This is a genomic window from Sanguibacter sp. Z41_6 (assembly GCF_059621145.1).
Genome location: NZ_JCAQIF010000002.1, coordinates 498039 through 515944, shown reverse-complemented (window position 1 = coordinate 515944; position 17906 = coordinate 498039). Strand labels below are relative to the sequence as shown.

The following is a 17906-nucleotide window of genomic DNA, read 5'->3' as shown; positions in this document are numbered from 1 at the left end:
TTACTGGGCCCGTCATCCTGATCTTCGTCCGGGGTGAGCATCGGGCAGCTTGCATCCGTCGTACGGCATAATCAGCGGAGCGGAGCGGTTGGTCCTGGCCGACCGCTAAGGGGGTGGAGGCGCAGTGGGATCGACTGTGGAACCAAGCAGAGCGAGCGAGAACGTGATTCATCCGTCCCCAGATCGAAGACAGAGTGTGAACGATTCGGTCGTGCCGACCATAGGACTTCCTCGATGGTGGCGAAAGTACGGCAAACGAATCCTCGTCACTGACGCGGCGGCGATCTACGTTGGCATCCTCGTCGCGTACATCGCTCGGATTGGGAGCGCCAATATTACGGCCGTCAACGGCGAGTTTTCCCCTAGTTACTTTGTCGTTTCGATCGCTATCATGTGGGCTTGGCTATTTGCCTTGGTTGTCGGGCGCACGCAAGACCGGCGTCTGGCCGGCGCGGGCCCTCTGGAGTATCAGCGCATTTTCTCAGTCAGTTGGCGGCTCTTCGCGAGCATCGCCGTGATCGCCTACATGTTTCGAATGGAGATCGCGCGCGGGTACTTGGGTATCGCGTTCCCTCTTGGACTCATGCTTATCCTTTTAGGGCGTTTCTCTTGGCGCCAGTGGCTCAACCGCCGACGCGCCCACGGAAAACTGCAGGCGCTCGTGATTATCGTCGGCCATCGAAATAATGCCGCATTCTTGGCTCGGGAAATGCAGCTTAATCCCCTCGCAGGCTTCAAGGTGCTCGGGGTGTGCGTCCCCCGGGCCGAGCTTCCCGGGGATGCGCTTGAAGGAGTCGCGGTACTCGGCGCCATGGAGGATGCGTCGGAACTGGCCATTCGTCTTGGAGCTGATGTCGTTACGGTGGTGGGATCGGACGCCATCACCGAACAGACCGTGCGCAAACTGGGTTGGGCTCTCGAGGGCAGCGGAATCGACTTGGCTCTCACGATTCCGCTTCGAGACGTATCCGGTCCGCGGGTGATGATGCAGCCAGTCAATGGTCTTCCGCTCGTCTACGTCGAAGAACCGCGCTTCACTGGCCCGAAATATGCACTTAAAGCGATCGTTGACTGGCTGCTCGCTTTTGTGATCACGGTCATTCTGTCCCCGTTGCTCCTGTTGATTGCGGCGTGCGTGCGATTTACCAGCCCGGGTCCGGTCCTCTATCAACAAAAACGAGTCGGTGTCCGTGGAAGCGTCTTCACTATGCTGAAGTTTCGATCCATGTATGCGGATGCCGACGAGCGGTTGGCCGAATTGCGTCACTTGAATGAAGGCAACGCCGTCCTGTTTAAGATGCGCAACGATCCACGGGTCACCGTTGTCGGACGAGTTCTACGACGTTTCTCCCTCGATGAACTACCCCAACTGCTCAATGTACTGCGCGGCGACATGAGCCTCGTTGGCCCGCGGCCGCCCCTTCCTCGTGAGGTGCAGCTCTATGAGAACCACGTCCACCGGCGTCTCCTCGTCAGGCCGGGAATTACGGGCCTGTGGCAAGTGAGCGGCCGTTCGGATCTGACGTGGGAGGAGAGCGTTCGTCTTGATCTCTACTATGCAGAAAACTGGACAGTTTTCGGTGATATTCTCATCCTCGCGCGCACTGCGAGAGCGGTGTTGTCCAGTTCTGGTGCCTACTGACTCCACGCGTTCCAGCAGACAGAAGCCGGGTGTGTCAGCGGTCGGTCCGGGTCAGCACTGAGAGCATGACACTGGTCAGCTCGGTTCAGAGGCCGTGGCGCATTGACTTCGCCAGCACACGCACCAGTTGTTGTGGGTCATGAGATTGGTGACACGCTGGGGAGGGTGCGCGCGGGGAAGGGGTAGGTCCCGGACCTCCAGGATGGGAGGACTCCTACATCCGCCTGCTGGGAGGACCTACTCCTGATGACCCACGCTAACGCGCCGTTGACCCCGAGGCGGGCGTCGCTCGTCTCGCCGGTCACGAAGTGACTGCGCCCCCTCGAAAGCAAGCACAAGTGGCTGGCCCCCAGATCCACCTCGAGCTGACCCGTGAAGGCACGAGATCTCACATGTGACTGTCGGGCGCGGGTTGCGCCGGTTGGCGATCTCGCGGCGCCGGGACATCGACACTGAGGGCGCCGCCGACCGGGTCATCAGGCGGATCGTGGTGCGGTATTCCGGGCACTTGGTCCACCTGGATGCAAAGAAGGCCGGGCGGATCCCCAACATGGGCGGCTGGCGGGTTCACGGCCGCGGGTACCGAGCTCCTAACCAACGAGGCCGCCGTGGCCACTATCGGCTTTCGGGCTCGGGGAGAGGCTCTCTGCGCCCGGAATGGGCCTCAGAAGCACAACACGCCGTCGCCTTCGACGTCTGGAACATCCGCTACAACTATCATCGACCTCACTGCAGTCGTCGACAGGCCCCCATCCCCATGCCTCCGAGCGGGCGTCACCAACGTCATGACACCCAACACCTAGCACAGTCCATACGAAGATATGACTTGAAGGGCACCGACGGCCGAACGGCCAGACTCAACGGCCCGATGAAAAATCGAGGCTAGAATCGTGCAATGTTTCCCTATGTTCTGGTGAGTCTCGGTGTGCCTGCAGTTGCGAAGGTCGGCTCAATCAAGGGGCTGCGGCTACTGGGCTGGCTACTCCCTGCTGCGATACTCGTAGTTTTCGCTGGTGTGCGTAGCAGCGAAGTCGGCACTGATGTGCGGATGTATGAAAGATTCTTCGCGATTACCGATAAGCAATCATTGGCGGACACGCTCGCGCAGATACCCCAGGAACCAGGCTTCGTCGGGCTCATGTTTTTGACGCGCCAGTTTACTGACGACTTCGCCATATTTTTGACACTTTGCTCTATACTTACGGTTTATCCAGTCGTGGTCGCCGTTCGACGCGTCAGCAGTATGCCGACATTCTCTCTTTTCTTATTTGTAACGCTATCCTATTATCCGCTCTCATTTAATGCCGTCAGACAATCGATCGCATGTTCATTGGTTCTTCTCGCAGAAACTTACCGGTACGAAAAACGTTGGCTGTGGATGCTCTTGACAATTATTGCGCCGCTCATCCATGTTTCGGCGCTGGTGGCCAGCGTGGTCATCCTAGCCGTGCGTATGTCGAACATACGTATCGTGCCGCTATTCATCACTCTGATCGCGTTAGCCTTGGTCAGCCTACCATTGGTGCGGCTTTCTGCGGTGGCTAACCTGCTGAACAGACTGAACGGCCGTTACATTGAATATATCGACAGGGGCGTTGGGGCCGGGTTCGGGACTATACTATCCCTCGGTGTTCATGTGCTGATTGCGTTGTTCTGCCTGGTCATGGCTCGCCGTGCTGGCCAAGTAAATGCCTCCGGCGCGACGTACGCAAGCCTTTATGCAATCACAATTCCGATCATGGCGGCGGCGGTCTCTGTTGTGACGATTGCCCGTCTAGAGTCATACTTCGGCATTTTCGCGATTCTGGCCATCCCGCAGGCATTGGAGACGGCGAAACGGCGCACCGCGTGGACCGCGACGATAGCAATCGCCGCCTTCGCGTTCTACCTCATCTATGTCATATCGTATAACGAGATCGTCCCTTATCAGGTTGCCGGAGCCATTCCAGGAGTCACCTCTTGAACTGTAAGCCGGGAGTTTCGTGTACGGATGGTCAACTGGTTTTGGTTGATGGTTCTGGTGTCCCGACCGCCGCGGCGATGGCCTCGTACTAGGTCGGCGCTTGCGCATGAGGCGCTCAATGGTGCAGCGAGCCACGGACACCTGGCATCGCAGCAGTTCGGCGCGGACATTCCGCACGCCGGAGAAGCCGTAGTTGTCACTGTGGATCTGAGCGATCTGCTCGTCGAGCCCGCGGTCGCGCACGGTCCGGGCAGCCTCAGGGTGACTTGGCCGCGTAGTAAGTACTCGGCGCGATCTTCGCGGGCGTATTCTCGAGGTCCTCGCAGATCGACTGAACGCGGAACTCCATCTCTTGCTTGCCGACGAACTCGGCTTTCACCTGCGTGGCTGGTCCAGCTCCGCAGCGAAGAAGGACGCCGCGGACTTCAAGATCGCGTTCGCCCGTTTCAGTTCGCGGTTCTGCCGCTCGAGCTCAGCCATCCTCGACGCGTCATCGCTCGTCGTGCCCGGACGCAGGCGCCCACGGCTCTCAGCGCGCTTAAACCACGTGCGTTACGTCTCGGGATCAATCCCGAGCCGATCGGCGAACCGGGCCGAGCCTCGGCATCCTGACGCGCATCCATCGCCATCCGCGTCGCACGCTCACGCAACTCAGCGGGGTACTTCGGTGGTACAGCCATGGATCTGATCCTTCCGGGTCTTCGATGTCTCCATCAAGATCGGTGAGGTTCAAACCTCATGATCCGTAACGCCTAGGAGTGTAATCAAAGGACCGGGCTACGCCACGCCGTGGCCCACCGCCACGGCCGATACCGCCCTCGGCTGTGCCACAGGTGCCGATGTTAGGCTGACACCGAGACACGTCCTTTATCGCCGATTCAGGGGCTGCAAGTAAATGAGGCCTCAAATGCCTGATAGGAATAGCGCCTATGTATAAGACGATTGCGTTAATCGTCCCATACTATGAGGCTGGGGAGTCGCTTACGCGATCCTTGGCGACCGTAGAGCTTCGTTCAGACGACATGATAATCGTAGTGGACGATGGCTCGGTGCGTCTTCCCGCGAGGAATTTCTGCCCCTCGCGCGTAGGGGAAACGGAGGTCAAGCTCGTTGAACTCGCGAAGAATATAGGCATCACCGGCGCCTTGCAGGCTGGTATCGCACAGGCTCCGAGAGACGCGGAGTACCTAGGGCGGCTCGATTGCGGAGATCTTTGTTCGCCCAGCCGATTTGAGATGCAGCGACAACTCCTGGATCAGCAGCCACTCGTCGGGATCGTCGGTACTTCGGTGGAGTTTGTCACACCAGAAGGCAGGTTTCTCTACAAGCATTACCTGCCCACGGAGGATTCTGGCATCAGGCGCTACATGAGAATCAACACCGCGTTCACCCACCCCGCGGTCGTCTTCCGGGTAGCGGCATATGAGGCGGCCGGTGGGTACTCTGAGAGTTACCCCGCGGCCGAAGACTATGCATTGTTCCGCTCGATGTTGAAGAACTGTCAGGGTGCAAACCTTGGAGAGGTCCACGTGTCCTGCTTGACATCTGCCGATGGGATCTCGGACAAGAGGCGTCGTCGGCAGATACTCACGCGCCTGAAGGTGATGCGGGAGCATTTTGACTGGCACCCGATTGCTTTTTACGGCATGTTGCGCGCAGTCGTTCAACTTGCCACACCGCGCCGTTTCACCAGTGCGGTAAAGCGTCTCACCTCGAGCAGGGTCGCGGTCTAGACATTCTGCTTTCATGATGTTGGCGTCGAGCTTAGGGTTTGGCTCCGAGCTGCGGAGTGGGGCCCATGGTGGTTCTGGCGGATTCTCGATGGCACAACGAAGTGACAGTTCTTCTCAGTCCGCGATTGCGAGCTGGATGGTCTCGATGGGTTCGTACTCGACGGGTGTGATGCGTCCGAGTCGAGCTTGGGGTCGGCGATCTCAGGTAAGTCCGATTCGGGTCCCGTCCGTGATGCCCAGCCCACCGCGGTGGCTGAGCGCTTGCGCCGGTGTAGGCGTTCTGTGTCATGACGTTGGTGAAGCACTCGGAGGCGTGAGGCTGGGGGGCTGGTCGCCGGCTGCAGTGTGAGGTCGATGATAGTTGTATTGGATGTTCCAGACGCCGATGGCGGCGGCGCGTTGTGCTTCTGAGGTCCATTCCCGGGCGTAGAGAACCTCCTCGGCCGGGGCGCGGTTGGAGCGAGCCACCTTCCCGTTGTGCGTTGGGGTAGGCCCGATCCGCTGGTGTTTCGCTGATCGAGCGGTTGAAGCCCTTGGCACGATATTTCGATCCGTCGTCGGTCACGGGCCGCGTGATGCTGCCGGTGCCGTGTACGGCGAAGAACACCCCTGCTGCGCCCAGAATGCGATCGTGGTGGCGGTCTGGTTGGGCAGGTCCTCGGTGTAGGCCAGTCAGGAGTGCAGCTTCTCTTCCGCGGTGAAGGTGCATGAGCGAAGTGCGCCGCAGCGCGGGGCGGCACTGCGTTGGCCTACTCCAGCGATCGAATGCGCCTCCTCGCTTCGCGTAACTCGGCGGACTTCTGGCCCTGACGTCGGGACTTTGTCGTCCACGGCGTCAGGGGCATGCGTCCGGTTCTGCAGAAACGACTCACCGATGCCGAAGTTATGTCGATCTGCTCGATCGGCGCAAACCCACCCGAGCCTCAGCTGTGAGGTCATCGCATAGAATCCTGGAACAGCCGTCGTCTCGAAGGACGATTCGTTTAGGCGCTGACTAAACAGTTCAAGACCTATCGAGCCCTACTCTCCGATTGCGCGGCTTGCGATTCGACCGTGAATGACCGCATCCGCCGCCGGAACCAAGCCCACGAGAGCCCATATTTCAGGAGGCTGCCGGTAAGCGCACAAATGGCACCTATCAAAAATCCAGACGCACCCATCGACGCAGCGAATCCGGTTGCCACGACCGAACCCAGGAGCGCGACTCCCACGAGGGACATTTGCGCGCCGTAAGAATTCGCCGCCAGTAGCGCTGCACCCAGCAGGAAAGTGCCTGGGTTGAGCACGGCCGCAAACGCGACGAGCATAAGCTCATACGGCACAAAAGCGAACTGAGCACCGTATATAATCTCGAATGCTCCGTTCCCGAGTGTCCCGGCGATAACCACTGCCACGAGCCCAGCGGACATAACCAGAGCATTGCCGCGTCGCACGCTCCGCTTGACGGATTCGGACTCGCCGGAGCACATCTTGGCGTGATAACCACCGAGCACGACCGACTGTAACGATGCGCCTACGAGCGAACCTGCTGTAATCATGTACGCCACACCCGCAAACCGACCGACATCATGCACCGTGCCGAACATGCCGACGGCCCAAATAGGAATACTGACAACGAGGCCAGCCAGCACCAGACCGACGCAGATTTGCCAGCAGTTGGCAGCAATCCTCCCCATGCGCTTGGCGGAGCCTGTAAACACATAACCCCCGCGCTCCCACCACGCGGCTATCTCCCGCGCGTCGACCGCCAAGGCCACTGCGAACGTGAGGATCGATCCTAAAGCTGAGGCGAAAACAATCCAAACGCTAGATAATCCCAGAGCGGCAAATGTTGCTGCAGCGGATATGGTGATCAATCCGTTCGCTGTCATCAGCATACCGAACGGAATTAGCCGTTGCTGACGCTGCCAACGCGCGTACCAGATGTCAGTCATCGAATCGGCAGCCTTCATGACTAGAACGGCGAGGACGGTGCCAGTATCCAGTCTCGCGACCATGCCGAACGACAGTAGGAGTGCGCTTGCAACTAATACTCCGACTATGCGGAACACGAAGAAATCGGCAAAAGAGGGAGAGTTTGGAAGGGTGATATATCCGTTCCGCAGCCCCCAATTAGCCGCGGTAACTAACGGTGTTGCCACCGCGAACAGCAGTACAAAAGTGCCCGCGTCCCCACTCCCGCCGACGCGCGCGACTAGGAGGAAAACGATCCACTGCGCAAGCGGTGCCGCGAAAGTGCCAAACATCACCAGGAGCGCGGGAAGCCCTCGTTGCTGCCTCTTGCCTCTCATAGGGGTTGCTCTCCGAACGCAAGTGAAGGTCGCGTGGTCACGAGATCCCGCTGCCCTCCGACCGGTGGTGTACGAACGTGTCAGACGCGGGGCGCAGAGGTGAGCGCGCGACACGATGGCCGGCTCTGGCGTAGCCCACGGCGATGTAGGTGATGACATCCTCGGCTTCTGAGATTCCCGTGAGTGCGCGGAGCTTGTCGGTCTGTGCGTTCACCTGTGACCAGTTTAGAAAGCAGGTCCCTAGCCCGTGCGCATGGCACAGCCACACCAAAGACATCGCGAAGAGCCCGCCATCGATCCATCGTTGGTTCCGTTCGCCCGCTCCGACGAACGCCGAGCGCCGCACCGTAACGACAAAGACACCGGGCACCGTGTGCCCGAACCCGCGATTTCCGTTCTGAAGCGCGAGCACAGCGGCCAACTGGTCGGGATCGTCAAAGTAGTGCGCTCGGTAGCTACGGCGGTTGCAAACCGAGGGAGTCGTAGATGCCTCCTCGACGATGCGCCGGATGAGGTCGATCTCCACACGGGCATTCGGATCGAAGTTGCGCACGCTATGCCGAGATAGAACGAAATTAGAAATCTCCTCCGAGGGGTAAGCGCGACCGTGCCAGTTACTAACAGGAGTCACAACGTCCGATATCTCACCGGTAGCGTTGTATTTCTCTAAAGCATCGACAGCCGTGCGTGCCAACTTCACGCGCTCAGGTGCAGTTCCGGAATTCTGAGCAATTCTCGATAGCTCGTCAATCTCAGGCCGTTTCGATGCACCGTACGGTCTTTTCGGATTTGGAAACGACGCGCCCTTCTCGATACCGTGATATGCGAGCGTAAGGCGGGATTCCAGGCACTCGCGCTCATCCTGGCCCTTGCGAGCCTTCCCTTTACCATAATGGTACAAAGTGCTGCGGTTGTAATCACGGTAGTCGCGAAAGAACTCACGCGCTGTCGCAATACGGCGATACGCACGCACCAGCGGTCTCGGCGCCTGTGCGCCCAGGCGCTCTTTGAGACTAGTCACTCGTTTCCTCCATCATGGCACTGAACGGTTCGAGGCGTCTGCACCATCTCGGCAATATAGCGGCGCACCTTCTCCTGCTGCTCCATGAGCTGGGCGGTGCGATCTGGCATCGCATCGAACTCGCGCACGACCGCCACCGCTTCGCTCGGTGAATTGACACGCATGCTCTCCAGGTCGAACTGGCTAAGTAATGAATCGAGGCGACCGCTGTACTTTGGCGGTCGAACTGCCACCAAACGCGTGTCGAGGTTAAGCGCGAACGCCGCACCATGAAAAGAATCCGAAACCAGCACGGATGCGTCGCGAATCAAGGAGACGAACTGTTCCAGGCTCGGGCGCATGACCGTCTCGGCGCCGCGCCCGCGGAACGTGGTCCAGTATTCCATGCGGACCACAGGTAGACCCAATTCGCGGCCGACTGCTAGCGCGGCTTCTTGTACAATTGGGCTGCTGTTGAGCTGGTAGACGAGCACGTATCCAGCGGACCGTGCAGGGGTCTCTCCTGCGAACGCGCTCCAGTCTGCACCCGCCACCGCCAACGTCGGATCGAGGTGGCACACCGCGGGCAGGCCGAGCGAAGTCAGGTACTCCGCCGCTGCCTCCTCACGTACGGAGACACCGGCGAAGGCGCTGAGTGCGTCAACGAGACGTTCTTCTTCCCACGCTGGAAGGCGGTCCATCCCGATTGAAGAGGCCAGGCTGAATTTGGTTGCCCCGTTTGGCGCGAACGATAGATAGTATGGCCGGTTATCAGAATTTGCTTCCAAGTTCCAAACTTGATCCGAACCCACGCAATAACGTGTGCTGTCCGACCACTCGTGACTAGCGAGTTCGGCGTAGGAATTGAATCGCTCATCAGTCAGTTGGAGTCGCGTGTGCAGGAAGTTCTCAAAAACTGCGCCGCGAGCACGCGCACCGTGCGCTCGGAACGCTCGATACGCGGTGTCCTTCGCCAAGCCGGTCACGCCAGGAGCCTTGAGTCGGTACCCGCGCGCGCTATCGCGCACCCCCGGCTGCCGGTAGTCGATCGTCGCGCAGTTGCTTCCCGCTGCGTTGATCAACGCCTGTGTAGCATATGCCTGCAAGACGGACCCATAATTTCGTATGGCGTGGCGAGTTATGGTTAGTGTATCGTTCATCGAAACAACTCCTTGGTTGTTGGTGGAAATTGGCTTTTTTTCTCTCGAGCGTATAGTTGGTTGAGAGCTGCACTGAGCGCTTGATCGCTCATTCGAAGTAGTAGCGACTTGTTCGCTTCCCTGGCTTTCCGCGCTGAGTCGGGTACAAGAACTACCTCCCGTACCCGGTCGGCAAGCTCGGCTGGCGACGAGGCAAGAATCAGACCCGTCCCGGCTAATGCGTCAATCGATCGCGCGACGATCGGTACGTCGCAATTTGCAGCGTCGAGCACGCTGATCGGGAAGCCCTCGTAGGCTGCCGTGTGTACGTAAACGTCACTCGCGACCAATGCGGCCGTGATTTCTTCGGGGTTCAGCCAACCCGTGACGCGAACTCCCGCGGATTCTAGAGAAGATCTGTCACCCGGATTCCCGTCGCCAATCCACTGGAAACGGGCGCGCGGAAAATGCTCCTTGAGCAGTAAGACCACTTCCCGAAAGTAGGACGGGTCTTTTTGAGGGGTTATCCGACCGACAGTGGATATAAGAATGCCGTCTTTTTTGTACGCTCCTGCGCCGGCATGAGGCACGCTCGGCGTATTAGGAACGAATACACAGCGCGCAGCGAGATTTAGCTCCCGAACCAGGTTGTATTCCTGTGCGCTCAGAACGCCAAATTTGTGCGTTCGCACTGCTAGCATCCTCTCAGCTGCGCGGAATGCGGCACGAAGAACGGCAGGGGCGGCAGGGTCCGCGTGTTTAAAACAGTGAGGCTCGTACACCACTGGCGTCGTCAATTTTTGCACCCGTGTATACACGCCTGCCCAACTCGAGTGCGCATGGACGAAGTCCGGGTCGATTTGCTTCGTGGCTTTCCGAACTATTCGAACGCGTGCGATGAATCCGGAGGGAAGAGGGTTGATAGTAGCCCATCCATCCGATTGCGACGGTACGCTGTTTCCGCTCCATAGCAGATGGTGCGTGGCGTCAGGCCGGGCTTTGACACGCGCAATCATCGCTTTCTCTACGCCCCCTCCGAAACATTCGGTGACGTGCAAAATGACGGCCACTTCTACGCCCCTTCCAAGATCAGTGCTGAAGGCTCTCCGAAGAGCGTCAGACCCTCCGCGTACGAGGCGTCCATCCGGATCCTTTCATTGGTACTGAGAACCGAACGGCCAGATACGTGCCGCAATCTCGTGAGTTCCAGGTTCGCCAATGGTACGCGGCCCGTCTACTTCCGAAGGCACGGTGGTGGCAGGTGCGGCCGACGCCCAGTGCCAGAAACCTGGCGAACGTGAGCACGATCAACACGTGGACTTGGCTCGGAGAAGAATCGCTGCGCATCCGGGCGTGGCCGACAGCGACAATCACGGCGATCACCAAGCGTTCACCAGCACGGATCCTCCAATGGACGGCCGCACGTGCCATCGTCGATCGACTGCCCAGCCAAGTGTGCTGACACACGGATGGAACACCCTCGCCTCCAGCACACCTCTCCCGGCTCACTGTGCGTGCCCGAACGATAGGTCGATGCTCTCATGACCGCGGGGCTGGACGTCCGGAATTGGTCATAGTGTGCTCACTCATAGGGAGTACGGTGCGAACGAAGATGCAGCCGTGACACTTCCCGTCGACCCACCCCCGTGCTGGTGAGGTTCGCTCCCGGAATCCACGAAATCGCCGTGCTGGTCGCGCTGATACGGCCGGCACCGTCGACTCGGCAACTCCCGCGCGATTTCGCGGTAGGGAGTGCTGCACGAATAGTTGACATCTGACGTGTGGTGCCTGCCGACGCTGCTGGAAGGGTGTGCATCATGCCAAGACCTCATCCCGATAAGTTCCGCAATGATGTCGTGGCGGTGGCGGTGGCGGTGGCGGTGGCGGTGGCGGTGGCGGTGGCTTGGGGATGCTCCGATCGAGCAGATCGGCAAGGACTTCGGCTTCAGCGAGTCTTGGCTGCACAACTGGAGGTACACCGCCGACAGCGAGGACAGGCGGCATCCTGCAGCGACGGTCAGTGGGTCGGCTGAGTTGCGTGAGGCGAGCAAGCGCGTTCGGTTGCTAGATCAGGAGAACGAGGTTCTGCGCCGCACGTCGGCGTACTCCGCTCAGGCGCACCTGCCAGGAAAATGAGTGACCGGTCGTGAGAGAGCTCGTCGCTGACGGGGTGCCCGTCGCGGTGGCGTGCTGGGTCCTCGAGCTCGCCCGACAGCCCTACTACCGGTGGCTGGCCGATCGATGACCGGTCTGGAATTGCGGCACGGCTGCAACTCGAGCATGCGCCCGGACCTCGTCCCAGACACCCGCGAGTTGGCCGTCTGGGCACAGAATCATGCGGGTGTCACCGACCTGTCCGGCGTATCCACCGCAGCGATGCCGGCTCTCAATACGTCTCGCTCGCGCTGACCGAACGCCTCGCATCCCTGGGATGCCCGCTTCGATCCGGACCGTCGGTGACGCCCACGACTACGCACTCGCCGAGTCGACGATCAGACTCTAAAACACTGACCTCAGCCGCCGCCGGGGCACGTGGCGGATCTTGGATGAAGTGAAGATCGCGACCCTGGCGTGGGTCGCCTGGTTCAACGATCGCCGTCTTCACACTGAGTTCGGCTCCGCCCCGCCCCGCCGGCAGAGCGTAAAGCCGACTACTACCGCCAGCAGTTGGTGACTACGCTCGTGACGACAAGAGAACCGAGCCTCCACAAAATCCGGGGCGGTTTTATCGTCCTGATGACCGTGCAGCGGCGCGGCGCGGCGCGGACTGGACCGAACGAGCCCTCGGAAGGCTCTGAGCGCATCCAAGGCCGAACCCGCGGAGTTGCGTATGCGCACCACGAGGTGGGGGCACCCGTCGCCGTGCAGGCCAGCCCTCCCGGCCCTACGCTCGACACCACACTCACCCCCATGGAGGACTCGCAGATGAAGACCAAGATCGCACTCATCGTCGGAGCCGGGATCGGCTACGTCCTCGGCACGCGCGCCGGCCGCAACCAGTTCGAGGTCATCAAGACCCGTGCCAACGAGCTGTGGCAGAGCGACTCCGTCCAGTCCGGCGTGAGCACCCTCCAGGAGAAGGCCGCCACCGTCGCCAAGGAGCAGGGCGGCGCACTCAAGGAGAAGGTCACCGAGGCCGTCAAGCACAAGAAGAACGACAACGACCCCGAGCTCACCGACGGCAACACCACCGAGCCCTGGTCCACGGACACCGGGTCCGGGCACGCCTGAGCATCGCCAGGACACAGAACGACGGGCGGGTGGTGTGCACTGAGCACACCACCCGCCCGCTCTGTTCAGGCCTGACTACACGCGTGCGCGCCGCGTGCGCAGCCCCACCAGGCCAGCGCCGAGCGCCACCATCACCAACGCGAGGCCGGCGCCACCCGCCGCAGTCATGCCCGTCACGGGCAGCTGCGCAGCAGTCGACGGCAACGTCACAGCAGGTGCGCCCGGTGCCATAGCGGAGACGGGAGTCGTCACCGCTCCCGTGACCGCGACGACCTCGAGCACGCCGTCGACGAGACCGCTTGCCGCCACGTCGGGAAAGACCTCGCCGTCGTACTGCAGCACGTACCCGCCGGGCGCCGTATCCGTCGGCACCACCAGCGTCACGTCATACGTCCCGTCTGCTGCGACCGTCACCGAACCCAGGAGCACCGAGTCCGCGCCCGGAGTCTCCGCAGCGACCGTCCCCGCGCGGAGCGCCAGGGTGAGACGCGTGCCGGGCCAGAAGCCCGCACCCGTCACGCGGACCGTCCCGCCGGGGGACACCTGTGAGGTGTGCAAGGTCGAGGACGACTCCACGACACCGATCGGGCCGACGCCCGCACTCGTCACCGTGGTCAGCTCCGTCCCGCTCAGAACGCCGAGGATCGCGACGCTGATCGTCGTCCCGTAGTCGTCCGCACCAGGCCGGTAGGTCGGGGTGCTGTCGCCGTCGATCGGCACACCGTCCCGCATCCAGGAGTAGACGAAGTGGGGAGCAGGCTCCCACGTCCCCGGGTGCGCGACGAGCGTGCCCCCGATCACGGGATCACCCGTGATCGTCGGCTGGCCGACCACCGTGAAGTCCGCCGCGCGCGGAACCGCTGGAGGTGCGATGTCCGCACCTCCCGGGGACGGGACAGCCTCACGAGGCGCCACCGGCAGCGCGGCACTGACGTCGGCAACGCCCTCGACACCGGGATCGGGCGCCGCGTCGAGCGGGTCGACGGTGCTCCCGTCGGGCGGGTCGAGGATCGGCGCGACAGCGCTCTCCCCAGGCACCGCGCTGTCGGCGGGTTCCACGATCGTGTCGTCGGCGGTGGCCGACGCAGCAGCGGAGACAGGGATGAGGAGAGCAACACACAGAGCAGCTGCCGCCCGCCGTCGGGCGATGGACCCCTGCGGAAACCTGGTCATCGGAGGACGACCTTTCTCGGAGATGAAGGTCGTGCTGCGCGCACAACCGAGAGGCAATCTAGGGCCTCAAGGTGTCCTTCGTCACCAACCCGAGAGAACTGAACGGACAGCACGCAGACGCGTCATCCGGAAGGGACACGGCCGCGAACTTCACCCGTCCGCGGATTCGGCTGCTCCGAAGCTCCGTTGATAACGTGAACGGCAGTAGCAAGGGGATAACAACATGTGGAACAGGTGGTTCGAGCGAGGCGTCGGCATCGTCATCGCCGTCCTCGCGATCACCGCCGCAGCTGTCCTGTGGTTCGTCGTCGCGGTGGACGCGCCCATGGGGGGCGGCGAGACCCGGACGGGCCTCCTGTTCGGCGTCTGGAACCTCTTCTACGACGCCGAGGCGCCCGCCACCCATGTCGTCGTCGGCGCCATCGCGCTGGCCGTGCTCCTCGCTGTTGCCGTCGCCGTCCTCGAACGACGCATCACCAACCGCTCGCGCCGCTCCACGAACGCGGCCCAGCAGCCCCTCGCACCGAAGATCATCATGACCGCCACCCGCGGCGTGTTCGCCGGACCCGTCACGGTCACCGTCCTCATCCCCGCGCACAACGAGGAGGCGTCGCTCGCCGCGACCATCTCCTCCCTGCTCACCCAGTCCCACCGGCCCGATCGGGTCATCGTCGTCGCCGACAACTGCACCGACTCCACCGTCGCCATCGCCCTGGGCGCTGGCGTCGAGGTCATCGAGTCCGTACACAACGCGCACAAGAAGGGCGGAGCCCTCAACCAGGCGCTCACGCACCTGCTACCCCAGCAGGGCGACAACGACCTCGTCATGGTCATGGACGCCGACACCGTTCTCGACGACGGATTCCTCGAAGCCGCCGTCCAGCGGTTCACCTGGGACCGCGCACTCATGGCCATCGGCGGGCTGTTCTACGGGGAGGACGGCCACGGCCTCCTCGGGCAGTTCCAGCGCAACGAGTACATCCGCTACGGCCGGGAGATCAAGCGCCGACGCGGCCGCGTCTTCGTCCTCACAGGCACCGCCTCCCTGTTCCGCCCCGCCGCCCTGCGCGCCGTCGCCGAGAATCGCGGGGGAGTGCTGCCCGGGACCCACGGCAACGTGTACGACACCACGGCGCTCACCGAGGACAACGAGCTCACCATCGCCATCAAGTCCCTCGGGGGGCTCATGATCTCCCCGGCGCAGTGCACCGTCGTCACCGAGCTCATGCCCACGTGGCGCGACCTCTGGGCGCAGCGCCTGCGCTGGCAGCGCGGGGCCCTCGAGAACATCGGCGCCTACGGGATCACCCCCCAGACCGTCCGCTACTGGGCGCAGCAGTTCGGCATCGGGTACGGCGTCATCGCCCTCGGCTCGTACCTGCTGCTCATCGTCCTCATGCTCGTGTCCGTCGACTTCTGGGTGTGGTTCCCGTTCTGGATCAGCATCGGCCTGCTCTTCATGCTCGAGCGCGTCGTCACCGTGTGGAAGGGCGGCTGGCGGGCGCGGATCCTCGCGGCCACCCTCATCCCCGAGCTGCTGTTCGACATGTTCCTCAACATCGTCTACGTCAAGGGCATCATCGACATCTCCCGCGGCGCGCAGTGCACCTGGAACCACGTGCACCACACGCCGACGCGCACCGACGCCCCGCCGACCGCCTTCGCGGGGGTGGGCTGACGTGCGCGGCCCCACCGTCCACGCCGGGATCTTCCTCCCCGCGTCCACGCTCCAGTCCGAGCTCTTCGCGGTCCTCGCGACCTTCGTCGCGCTCAACACGATCATGTACGCCGCGCTCGCGACGGCAAAGATCCTGCCGAAGATCTATCTCAGCGACTGGGTCCGCAGGAAGAACGAGCGGTCCGAGACACGCAGCATCTACCCCGACGCCCCCGTCGGCGGGCCTACAGCCACTTCTTCGACCGGAAGACGACGTACAGCGCCCCGGCACCGAGGACCATGAGCGCCAAGGACAACGGATACCCGTACGTCCAGTGCAGCTCAGGCATGTGCTGGAAGTTCATGCCGTAGACCGACCCCACGAGCGTCGGCACGAAGAAGATGGCCGCCCACGAGGAGATCCGCTTCATCTGCTCGTTCTGCTGCAGGCTGGTCTCGGACATGCTGCGCATCTCCTCGTTCTGCCGCTCACCGACGACCGTGGCGTTGACGGTGAGGGCGTTGAGGAGCACCGAGCGGAACCCGTCCGCGCGCTCCACCACCCGCACCACGTGGTCCTTGACGTCGCGGAGGTTGCGCTGCAGCTCCTCGTGCACCGCGTACTTCGACGCGCCCGCGTCCAGCGCGTCGAGCATGGCGAGGAGCGGGTGTGTCGCGCGCTGGAACTCCATGACCTCCCGGAAGAGCTGGTAGATGCGCCGCGACACCGCGGGATCCCCACCGAACAGCTGCTCCTCGATCTCGTCGATGTCGTTCTCGAGGCCCGCCACCACCGGCGCGTACTCGTCGACCACCTCGTCGAGGAGCGCGTACAGCACCGCCTGCGGGCCCATCCGCAGGAGCTCCGGCGTGGACTCCAGGCGCTGCCGCACCCGTGCGACGTTCGGGGCCTCCGCGTGACGCACCGTGACGACCACGCCGGGACCGACGAACACGTGGAGCTCACCGAACTCGACACGCTCGTCCTCGTCGAGGTAGCGCGCGGGCCGGAGCACCGTGAACAGCACGTCGCCGTACCGCTCGAGCTTCGGGCGCTGGTGCGCCTTGATCGTGTCCTCCACCGCCAGCGGGTGGATGCCGAACTCCTGCGCGATCGACTCGATCTGCGCGCGATCCGGGCGGTACAGACCGATCCACGCCATGCCGTCCCCGGCCCGCACCGCCTCGTAGGTGAGGTCGAGCGATGCCGGCGCAGAGTGTCGGTGGCCGTCGATGTAGACGGCATTGTCGATGATCGTCACCGCGCGACGCCCGGGATGATCCCGTCTGACGCGATCTGGGCGGCGACCTCGTGCAGCTTGACGTTCGTCTCCTGCGACACCCGGCTCAGCACCGCGAAGGCCTGGACCGCGGTGACGCGGTACCGCTCCATGATGATGCCCTGCGCCTGACCGATGACGTTGCGGGTCCGGATGGCCGAGTGCAGTCCCTCCTCGGTCTCGGCGGACGTCAGTGCCAGCATCGCGACAGTGGCGAACATCGTCGCGATCGGGTGGGTGTCCTCGCCGAAGGCATCGACCTCGCGGGAGTACAGGTTGAGGTGCCCGTGGTGCGTCTTCGCCGTGTACAGCTGGATCGCGAGGAGGCTCCGCATCCCGAGGTTGTCGGCGACCCACCGCCCCCACCTGGGCCAGCGAGCGTCATGGCGCAGGTCCCGGGACCGCACGAGCTCCGCGTCCTGGAAGGGTTCGAGGCTCGGACCCTCGTCGAGCTCGCGCTGCATGCGGTCGGCCTCCGCGACCCAGTCCGCGGACGGGGCTGCCGTGCGCACCGTCGCCGGCCGGGCCACGAGGACGACGCCCGCCGCCTCGCACCCCTCGACGAGCCGGACGGCGTACTCGACGGTCCCGTCGATGGTCTGCTCGACGTCGGGCTCCTCGGCGAGAGAGCGCGCGGCCTCGCTCACGCGCTCGACGAGCGGGCGCTTGTCGGTGACACCAGCAGGGTCGCCTGCGGTGTCCTCTACCTGTGCCATGCCGTCGTCCTCTCGTGGTGGATGCGCGCACGGGGCGTGGACCGCCGCCTCGCACGGAGCGCTCCATCCTAGGGCCCCACG

At 62.6% G+C, this 17906-nt stretch carries 12 protein-coding genes and 4 pseudogenes; 7 read left to right on the top strand and 9 right to left on the bottom strand.

The window, feature by feature from the left end; genetic code table 11:
• Positions 1-196: 196 nt before the first annotated feature.
• The 4 genes and pseudogenes from AC54T1_RS07350 to AC54T1_RS07335 all read left to right on the top strand — a co-directional run bounded on the left by AC54T1_RS07350 (position 197) and on the right by AC54T1_RS07335 (position 3605).
• Positions 197-1642 (top strand): sugar transferase, encoded by a 1446-nt coding sequence (locus AC54T1_RS07350; protein WP_496911529.1) that lies wholly within the window; start codon positions 197-199, stop codon positions 1640-1642.
• Positions 1643-1972: 330 nt separating this feature from the next.
• Positions 1973-2219: pseudogene (locus AC54T1_RS07345) on the top strand (IS481 family transposase); the annotation flags it as partial.
• An 81-nt stretch (positions 2220-2300) separates the two neighbouring features.
• Positions 2301-2445, top strand: a pseudogene (locus tag AC54T1_RS07340) (IS481 family transposase); the annotation flags it as partial.
• A gap of 92 nt (positions 2446-2537) precedes the next feature.
• Positions 2538-3605, top strand: a complete 1068-nt coding sequence (locus tag AC54T1_RS07335) for an EpsG family protein (RefSeq protein WP_496911528.1) — start codon at positions 2538-2540, stop codon at positions 3603-3605.
• A 111-nt stretch (positions 3606-3716) separates the two neighbouring features.
• On the opposite strand, the pseudogene AC54T1_RS07330 reads toward AC54T1_RS07335, so the two are convergent.
• Positions 3717-3848 (bottom strand): annotated as a pseudogene (locus AC54T1_RS07330) (IS3 family transposase); the annotation flags it as partial.
• A 686-nt stretch (positions 3849-4534) separates the two neighbouring features.
• Here AC54T1_RS07330 and AC54T1_RS07325 point away from each other — a divergent pair.
• On the top strand, positions 4535-5338 hold the full coding sequence (locus AC54T1_RS07325; protein ID WP_496911527.1) for a glycosyltransferase: 804 nt from the start codon (positions 4535-4537) through the stop codon (positions 5336-5338).
• A 285-nt stretch (positions 5339-5623) separates the two neighbouring features.
• Here AC54T1_RS07325 and AC54T1_RS07320 read toward each other — a convergent pair.
• The 5 genes and pseudogenes from AC54T1_RS07320 to AC54T1_RS07300 all read right to left on the bottom strand — a co-directional run.
• Positions 5624-6010: pseudogene (locus tag AC54T1_RS07320) on the bottom strand (integrase core domain-containing protein); the annotation flags it as partial.
• Positions 6011-6348: 338 nt separating this feature from the next.
• On the bottom strand, positions 6349-7584 hold the full coding sequence (locus AC54T1_RS07315) for a lipopolysaccharide biosynthesis protein (protein ID WP_496911526.1): 1236 nt from the start codon (positions 7582-7584) through the stop codon (positions 6349-6351).
• Between the two features lie 82 nt (positions 7585-7666).
• On the bottom strand, positions 7667-8650 hold the full coding sequence (locus tag AC54T1_RS07310) for a nitroreductase family protein (RefSeq protein ID WP_496911525.1): 984 nt from the start codon (positions 8648-8650) through the stop codon (positions 7667-7669).
• Positions 8647-9789: a polysaccharide pyruvyl transferase family protein gene (locus tag AC54T1_RS07305; RefSeq protein ID WP_496911524.1), complete on the bottom strand. Its 1143-nt coding sequence runs from the start codon at positions 9787-9789 to the stop codon at positions 8647-8649. The genes AC54T1_RS07310 and AC54T1_RS07305 overlap by 4 nt, the downstream gene beginning before the upstream one ends.
• A complete protein-coding gene (locus AC54T1_RS07300; RefSeq protein ID WP_496911567.1) occupies positions 9786-10784 on the bottom strand; it encodes a glycosyltransferase in 999 nt (332 codons plus the stop codon). The genes AC54T1_RS07305 and AC54T1_RS07300 overlap by 4 nt, the downstream gene beginning before the upstream one ends.
• 1909 nt (positions 10785-12693) lie before the next feature.
• On the opposite strand from AC54T1_RS07300, the gene AC54T1_RS07295 reads away from it, so the two are divergent.
• Positions 12694-12999 carry a YtxH domain-containing protein gene (locus tag AC54T1_RS07295; RefSeq protein WP_484344457.1) on the top strand — a complete coding sequence of 102 codons (306 nt, stop codon included), beginning with the start codon at positions 12694-12696 and terminating at the stop codon, positions 12997-12999.
• Positions 13000-13074: 75 nt separating this feature from the next.
• Here the strand turns inward: AC54T1_RS07295 and AC54T1_RS07290 are convergent, their stop codons facing one another.
• Positions 13075-14172, bottom strand: a complete 1098-nt coding sequence (locus AC54T1_RS07290; RefSeq protein ID WP_496911523.1) for a hypothetical protein — start codon at positions 14170-14172, stop codon at positions 13075-13077.
• A 223-nt stretch (positions 14173-14395) separates the two neighbouring features.
• Between AC54T1_RS07290 and AC54T1_RS07285 the strand changes: the two genes are divergently transcribed.
• Positions 14396-15850: a glycosyltransferase family 2 protein gene (locus AC54T1_RS07285; protein ID WP_496911522.1), complete on the top strand. Its 1455-nt coding sequence runs from the start codon at positions 14396-14398 to the stop codon at positions 15848-15850.
• A 224-nt stretch (positions 15851-16074) separates the two neighbouring features.
• Here the strand turns inward: AC54T1_RS07285 and corA are convergent, their stop codons facing one another.
• Both corA and AC54T1_RS07275 read right to left on the bottom strand, forming a co-directional pair.
• The gene (corA, locus tag AC54T1_RS07280) at positions 16075-17091 is read right to left on the bottom strand and encodes a magnesium/cobalt transporter CorA (RefSeq protein WP_484344461.1); all 1017 of its coding nucleotides are present in this window, start codon (positions 17089-17091) and stop codon (positions 16075-16077) included.
• Complete coding sequence (locus tag AC54T1_RS07275; protein ID WP_496911521.1) at positions 17088-17825, bottom strand: GAF and ANTAR domain-containing protein; 738 nt, start codon at positions 17823-17825, stop codon at positions 17088-17090. The genes corA and AC54T1_RS07275 overlap by 4 nt, the downstream gene beginning before the upstream one ends.
• Positions 17826-17906 lie beyond the last annotated feature (81 nt).

Excerpts from the sequence above, each read along its gene's own strand:
- AC54T1_RS07335 (WP_496911528.1), top strand. The coding sequence starts at position 2,538 with ATGTTTCCCTATGTTCTGGTGAGTCTCGGTGTGCCTGCAGTTGCGAAG.
- AC54T1_RS07325 (WP_496911527.1), top strand. The coding sequence starts at position 4,535 with ATGTATAAGACGATTGCGTTAATCGTCCCATACTATGAGGCTGGGGAG.
- AC54T1_RS07315 (WP_496911526.1), bottom strand. The coding sequence starts at position 7,584 with ATGTTTGGCACTTTCGCGGCACCGCTTGCGCAGTGGATCGTTTTCCTC.
- AC54T1_RS07305 (WP_496911524.1), bottom strand. The coding sequence starts at position 9,789 with ATGAACGATACACTAACCATAACTCGCCACGCCATACGAAATTATGGG.
- AC54T1_RS07300 (WP_496911567.1), bottom strand. The coding sequence starts at position 10,784 with ATGATTGCGCGTGTCAAAGCCCGGCCTGACGCCACGCACCATCTGCTA.
- AC54T1_RS07295 (WP_484344457.1), top strand. The coding sequence starts at position 12,694 with ATGAAGACCAAGATCGCACTCATCGTCGGAGCCGGGATCGGCTACGTC.
- AC54T1_RS07290 (WP_496911523.1), bottom strand. The coding sequence starts at position 14,172 with ATGACCAGGTTTCCGCAGGGGTCCATCGCCCGACGGCGGGCGGCAGCT.
- AC54T1_RS07285 (WP_496911522.1), top strand. The coding sequence starts at position 14,396 with ATGTGGAACAGGTGGTTCGAGCGAGGCGTCGGCATCGTCATCGCCGTC.
- AC54T1_RS07275 (WP_496911521.1), bottom strand. The coding sequence starts at position 17,825 with ATGGCACAGGTAGAGGACACCGCAGGCGACCCTGCTGGTGTCACCGAC.